The sequence below is a fragment of the Cupriavidus basilensis genome, assembly GCF_029335485.1.
GTDB classification, from domain to species: Bacteria; Pseudomonadota; Gammaproteobacteria; order Burkholderiales; family Burkholderiaceae; genus Cupriavidus; species Cupriavidus basilensis_E.
Genome location: NZ_JARJLM010000226.1, coordinates 1 through 5,896, shown reverse-complemented (window position 1 = coordinate 5,896; position 5,896 = coordinate 1). Strand labels below are relative to the sequence as shown.

The 5,896-nt window shown below is 67.3% G+C and carries 6 protein-coding genes; 5 read left to right on the top strand and 1 reads right to left on the bottom strand.

Going from position 1 to position 5,896, the window contains the following annotated elements; all coding sequences use genetic code 11:
* The 3 genes from P3W85_RS13245 to P3W85_RS13235 all read left to right on the top strand — a co-directional run.
* Positions 1 to 823, top strand: an 823-nt coding sequence (locus P3W85_RS13245; protein ID WP_276265112.1) for a Bug family tripartite tricarboxylate transporter substrate binding protein, incomplete at its 5' end; no start/stop codon positions are given.
* A gap of 147 nt (positions 824 to 970) precedes the next feature.
* A complete protein-coding gene (gene upp, locus P3W85_RS13240) occupies positions 971 to 1,621 on the top strand; it encodes a uracil phosphoribosyltransferase (RefSeq protein WP_017224264.1) in 651 nt (216 codons plus the stop codon).
* A 162-nt stretch (positions 1,622 to 1,783) separates the two neighbouring features.
* The gene (locus P3W85_RS13235; protein ID WP_017224265.1) at positions 1,784 to 1,930 is read left to right on the top strand and encodes a DUF3149 domain-containing protein; all 147 of its coding nucleotides are present in this window, start codon (positions 1,784 to 1,786) and stop codon (positions 1,928 to 1,930) included.
* Positions 1,931 to 1,988: 58 nt separating this feature from the next.
* Here the strand turns inward: P3W85_RS13235 and P3W85_RS13230 are convergent, their stop codons facing one another.
* Positions 1,989 to 3,536: a helicase HerA-like C-terminal domain-containing protein gene (locus P3W85_RS13230; RefSeq protein ID WP_276265111.1), complete on the bottom strand. Its 1,548-nt coding sequence runs from the start codon at positions 3,534 to 3,536 to the stop codon at positions 1,989 to 1,991.
* A gap of 257 nt (positions 3,537 to 3,793) precedes the next feature.
* Between P3W85_RS13230 and P3W85_RS13225 the strand changes: the two genes are divergently transcribed.
* The gene (locus P3W85_RS13225; RefSeq protein ID WP_017225600.1) at positions 3,794 to 4,519 is read left to right on the top strand and encodes a YebC/PmpR family DNA-binding transcriptional regulator; all 726 of its coding nucleotides are present in this window, start codon (positions 3,794 to 3,796) and stop codon (positions 4,517 to 4,519) included.
* 105 nt (positions 4,520 to 4,624) lie between these two features.
* Positions 4,625 to 5,893 (top strand): phosphoribosylamine--glycine ligase, encoded by a 1,269-nt coding sequence (gene purD / locus P3W85_RS13220; protein WP_276265110.1) that lies wholly within the window; start codon positions 4,625 to 4,627, stop codon positions 5,891 to 5,893.
* Positions 5,894 to 5,896 lie beyond the last annotated feature (3 nt).

Genomic DNA, 5,896 nt, shown 5'->3' with positions numbered 1-5,896 from the left:
GGTGGGCCAGAAGGTCGCCGAGAAATTGGGCCAGCCCGTGGTGGTGGAAAACCGCCCCGGCGCGGGCGGCAATATTGGCATGGAGGCCGTGTCCAAGGCCGCGCCGGACGGCTACACCATCGGCTTCGGCGCGATCTCGACCAATGCGCTCAACCCGCACATCTACAAGCATGTGCCGTTCGACCCGCGCAAGGATTTCACCGCCGTCAGCCTGCTTGGCACCTCGACCATCGTCCTGGAGGTCAGCAACGGCCTGCCGGTGAAAAACGTGGCCGAACTGATCGCCTATGCCAAGGCCCACCCCGGCCTGACCTACGCCACCGCGGGCACCGGCACCTCGATGCACCTGGCGGGTGCGATGTTCTCGCAGATGACGCAGGCTGGCCTGACCCATGTGCCATACAAAGGCAGCAGCCCGGCCATCAACGATATGCTGGGCGGCCACGTGCAGGTGATGTTCGACAACCTGCCGGCCTCGCTGCCGCATATCCAGGGCGGCAAGCTGCGCGCGCTGGCGGTGGCCGGCAAGAGCCGCTCGCCGGCCTTGCCCAATGTGCCGACGCTGGCCGAAGCCGGCCTGCCGGGATACGCGATCGAGCCCTGGTTCGGCGTCTACGGCCCCGCCGGCCTGCCCGCGCCAGTGGTGCACGCGCTCAATGACGCCTTTGTCGAGGCGCTGGGCAAGGCGGACGTCAGGGACAAGCTGGTCCAGGCCGGCTTCAGCCCCAAGGGGTCGAGCGCGGCGGACCTGCAATCGCTGACGCTGTCCGAGTACGAAAAGTTCGGCAAGATTGCCAAGAGCGCCAGCATCTCGATGGACTGAGCGCCGGCGCGCCGCCTGCGTCCGGCCGGTTCCCCCGCCCCTTGGGGACCGGGGCACCGCCGGCAGCGGGCGGGCCGGCATCCATTACAATCCGGCTGCAACGGGCCATCGCGCTCTCCTCCCCTCCCCAGCCGCCGCCTACCCGCCATGAAGCAAGATCCGCGTTTCCCAAAGCTGTACATCCTCGATCACCCGCTGATCCAGCACAAGCTCTCCCATATGCGCGACAAGGACACCTCCACGCGCACGTTCCGCGAGCTGCTGCGGGAGATCACGCTGCTGATGGGTTATGAAATCACGCGCGACCTGCCGCTCACCACGCGCCGCATCGAGACGCCGCTGGTGGAAATCGACGCGCCCGTCATCGCCGGCAAGAAGCTCACCATCGTGCCGGTGCTGCGCGCCGGCGTGGGCATGAGCGACGGCCTGGTCGAGCTGATTCCCTCGGCCCGCATCGGCCATATCGGCGTCTACCGCGACGACCAGCACCGCCCGGTGGAATACCTGGTGCGCCTGCCCGACGTGGAAGACCGCAGCTTTATCCTGTGCGACCCGATGGTCGCCACCGGCTACTCCGCCGCCCATGCGGTGGATGTGCTCAAGCGCCGCGGCGTCAAGGACGATGCGATCACCTTCGTCGCGCTGGTGGCGGCGCCGGAAGGCGTCGAGGTCTTCCAGAAGGCGCACCCCGACGTGAAGCTGTTCGTCGCGTCGCTGGACAGCCACCTGGACGAGCACGCCTATATCATCCCCGGCCTGGGCGACGCGGGCGACCGCCTGTTCGGCACCAAGAACTGACGTTCCCGCGGGAGCGGGCGCTGAAACACGCCCGGCAATGGGCGTGGCCGGGACTGTATGCGCCCGGCTTGATCCGCCTCAATCCCCGCGGCAAGGGGTCTGCCTAGACTGGCGGCAACGGCACGCTATCCGTGCGTGCCACGCCTGACCAGGGAGACCCAGATGGCAGCCTTGAAAATCCTGTTCACCACCGGCACCGGGCTGATGAGCCTCGGCGTCATTGCCTTCATCATCGGCATGGGCTGTTTCTTTACCCGGCTGTTCCTGCGCAAGATGCGGGAAGACGCGGAAGCGGCGCGCCGCGGCTGAAAGCACGTCCCCGGCGACGGCCGGCGCCAACCGCCGCCCGGGCTGCCGCCTGCTTCTCCTACTTCTTCTTGCCGGAACCCAGCAGGCTGCCCAGCACGCCGCGGATCAGTTCGCGCCCGACTTGCGAGCCGACCGTACGCGCAGCCGATTTGGCCATCGATTCCAGGATGGAGTCGCCGCGACCGGTCTTGCCGGTACCCCGGGTCAATCCGCCGAAGATCTCGCCGGCCTGCTCGAGCCAGCCGCCGCCCTGTGCCGGCGCCTGCTCCGGCTGGCCGGCCGTGGGCACGCCGCCGGCCGGCGTGGCGGGGGCGGAACCGGGCGCCGGCGCGGCCGGGCTGCCCTTGAGCTTCTCGTAAGCCGACTCGCGATCGATGGTCTGCTCATAGGTGCCGGCCACCAGCGAGCTGGCCAGCAACTGCTTGCGCTCGTCGTCGGTGATCGGGCCGATCCGGCTGCCGGGCGCCAGCACCCAGGCGCGCTCCGTGATGCCGGGAATGCCCTTGGCATCGAGCAGCGACACCAGGGCCTCGCCCACGCCCAGCTCGCCGATGGCCTGTTCGATATCCAGCCCGGGATTGGCGCGCATGGTGGTCGCCGCCACCTTGACCGCCTTCTGGTCGCGCGGCGTGAAAGCGCGCAGCGCATGCTGCACGCGGTTGCCAAGCTGGCCCAGCACGGTGTCCGGGATATCCGCGGGATTCTGCGTGACGAAATACACGCCCACGCCCTTGGAGCGGATCAGCCGCACCACCTGCTCGATCTTGTCGAGCAGGGCCTTGGGCGCATCGTTGAACAGCAGGTGCGCCTCGTCGAAGAAAAACACCAGCTTGGGCTTGTCGAGATCGCCCGCCTCGGGCAGCTTTTCGAACAGTTCCGACAGCAGCCACAGCAGGAAGGTGGCGTAGAGCTTGGGCGAATTCAGCAGCTTGTCGGCGGCGAGGATATTGACCACGCCCCGCCCGTTCTCGGTCTGGATGAAGTCGTCCAGGTTGAGCATGGGCTCGCCGAAGAAGACGTCGGCGCCTTGCGACTCCAGCGACATCAGGCCGCGCTGGATGGCGCCGATCGAGGCCGCCGAGATATTGCCGTATTCGGTGGTGAACTGGCCGGCGTTGTCGCCCACGTACTGCAGCATGGCCCGCAGGTCCTTGGCGTCGAGCAGCAGCAGGCCGTTGGCGTCGGCAATGCGGAACACCAGGTTGAGCACGCCCTGCTGGGTGTCGTTGAGCTCCAGCATGCGCGACAGCAGCAGCGGCCCCATATGCGAGACCGTGGCGCGCACCGGATGGCCCTTCTGCCCGAACACATCCCATAGCGTGGTGGGACAGCCCCCCCAGACCGGCTCGGGCAGGCCGAGGTCAGCCAGGCGCGCCTTGAGTTTGTCGGACAGCTTGCCCGGCTGGGATATGCCGGTCAGGTCACCTTTGACATCGGCCATGAAGACCGGCACCCCCAACTGGGAGAAGCCCTGGGCCAGGCTTTGCAGCGTCACGGTCTTGCCGGTGCCGGTGGCGCCGGTGATCAGGCCGTGCCGGTTGCCCATCTCGGGCAGCAGGGCAAGTTCCAGCGCGGCATTCTTGGCGATGATGATAGGTTCGGCCATGATCTCTCTGGTTGGCAGGCAGCGCAGCGGCGTGGCCGCGACCGTCCCCGCCCCCTGGCCATCCCCGCATCGGGGGTGCCAGCGGCGGCGGGGCCGCGTGATAAAATACCGGGCTGATTATAGCCAGCCCCCAGGCCGGCTCCCAGACACACAACATCATCCGGCCGTGCCGGGCGACCCTGCATCGTTCGCCCGGCAAGGCCGGCGCGCTCCCGCCAACGCGCGCGCGTCAAACGTTTTCCGCCTCGGAGAGAATCATGGCCGGTCACTCAAAATGGGCCAATATCAAACACAAGAAAGCCGCCGCTGACGCCAAGCGCGGCAAGGTCTGGACGCGCCTGATCAAGGAAATCACCGTCGCCGCCAAGCTCGGCGGCGCGGATCCCGACTCCAACCCGCGCCTGCGCCTGTCCATGGACAAGGCAATGGACGCGAACATGCCCAAGGACAACATCCAGCGCGCCATCCAGCGCGGCGTGGGTGGCCTGGACGGCGCCAACTACGAAGAAATCCGCTACGAGGGCTATGGCCTGGCCGGCGCGGCCATCATCGTCGACTGCCTGACCGACAACCGCACCCGTACCGTGGCCGAAGTGCGCCATGCCTTCTCCAAGAACGGCGGCAACATGGGCACGGAAGGCTCGGTGGCGTTCATGTTCACCCATTGCGGCCAGTTCCTGTTCGCTCCCGGCACCGCCGAGGACAAGCTGATGGAAGCCGCGCTGGAAGCCGGCGCCGACGACGTCGTCACCAACGACGACGGTTCGATCGAAGTGCTGTGCCCGCCCAACGATTTCGCCACGGTCAAGGCCGCGCTGGAAGCCGCGGGCTTCAAGGCCGAGATGGCCGACGTCACCATGAAGCCGCAGAACGAAGTCAGCTTCACCGGCGACGACGCCGTCAAGATGCAAAAGCTGCTCGACGCCCTGGAGAACCTGGACGACGTGCAGGAAGTCTTCACCAACGCGGTGATCGAGGAGTAAGGCGGGGATCGGGTAAGACCTCGCCTCACGGCGGCAGCGCGGCTCGATAAGCCATTGCTGCCGCTTTTCGCATTTCGCATGCGTCATTTTTTCTGGCAGTAGATCATGAAAGTATTGGTTGTCGGCTCGGGTGGTCGTGAGCACGCGCTGGCCTGGAAACTGGCCCAGTCGCCCAAGGTGCAGGTGGTGTACGTGGCGCCGGGCAACGGCGGCACCGCGCTCGACAAGCGTCTGCAGAACATTCCGCTGACCGATCCGGAAGTGCTGGCCGCCTTCGCCGAGCGCGAAGGCGTGAACTTCACCGTGGTCGGCCCCGAGGCCCCGCTGGCGGCTGGCATCGTCGATATCTTCCGCGCCAAGGGCCTGCGCATCTTCGGCCCGACGCAAGCGGCGGCCCAGCTGGAATCCTCCAAGGATTTCGCCAAGGCCTTCATGCAGCGGCACGGCATCCCGACCGCCGCCTACCAGACCTTCAACGACGCCGCCGCCGCCCATGCCTATATCGACGCGCAGGGCGCGCCGATCGTGATCAAGGCCGACGGCCTGGCCGCCGGCAAGGGCGTGGTGGTTGCCGCCACGCTGGAAGAAGCGCACGGCGCGGTCGACATGATGCTGGCCGACAACCGCCTCGGCGATGCCGGCGCGCGCGTGGTGATCGAAGAATTCCTCGAGGGCGAGGAAGCCAGCTTCATCGTGCTGGTGGACGGCAGGAACGTGCTCGCCCTGGCCACCAGCCAGGACCACAAGCGCCTGCTCGATCACGACGCCGGCCCCAATACCGGCGGCATGGGCGCGTATTCGCCGGCGCCGGTGGTCACGCCTGCGCTGCACGCGCGCGCGCTGCGCGAGATCATCATGCCGACCGTGCGCGGCATGGAGAAGGACGGCATCGTCTACACCGGTTTCCTCTACGCCGGCCTGATGATCGACGCCGAAGGCAACCTCAAGACGCTGGAATTCAATTGCCGCATGGGCGATCCGGAAACCCAGCCGATCCTGGCGCGCCTGAAGACCGACCTGGTCGACGTGATGGAGCATGCCGTCAGCGGCAAGCTCGACGAGATCGAGCTGGACTGGGACCGCCGCACCGCGCTGGGCGTGGTGATGGCGGCGCACGGCTATCCCGATGCGCCGCGCAAGGGCGACGCCATCACCGGCATCCCGCCCGAGGCCGACGACAGCGTGACCTTCCACGCCGGCACCACGCTCACGGACGGCGTGCTGCTGACCACGGGCGGGCGCGTGCTGTGCGTGGTAGGCCTGGCCGATACCGTCAAGGCGGCGCAGCGCGCGGCCTACGCCGCCGCCGAGAAGATCCACTTCGACGGCATGCAGTACCGTACCGACATCGGCTACCGCGCGATCAAGCGGTAAAGG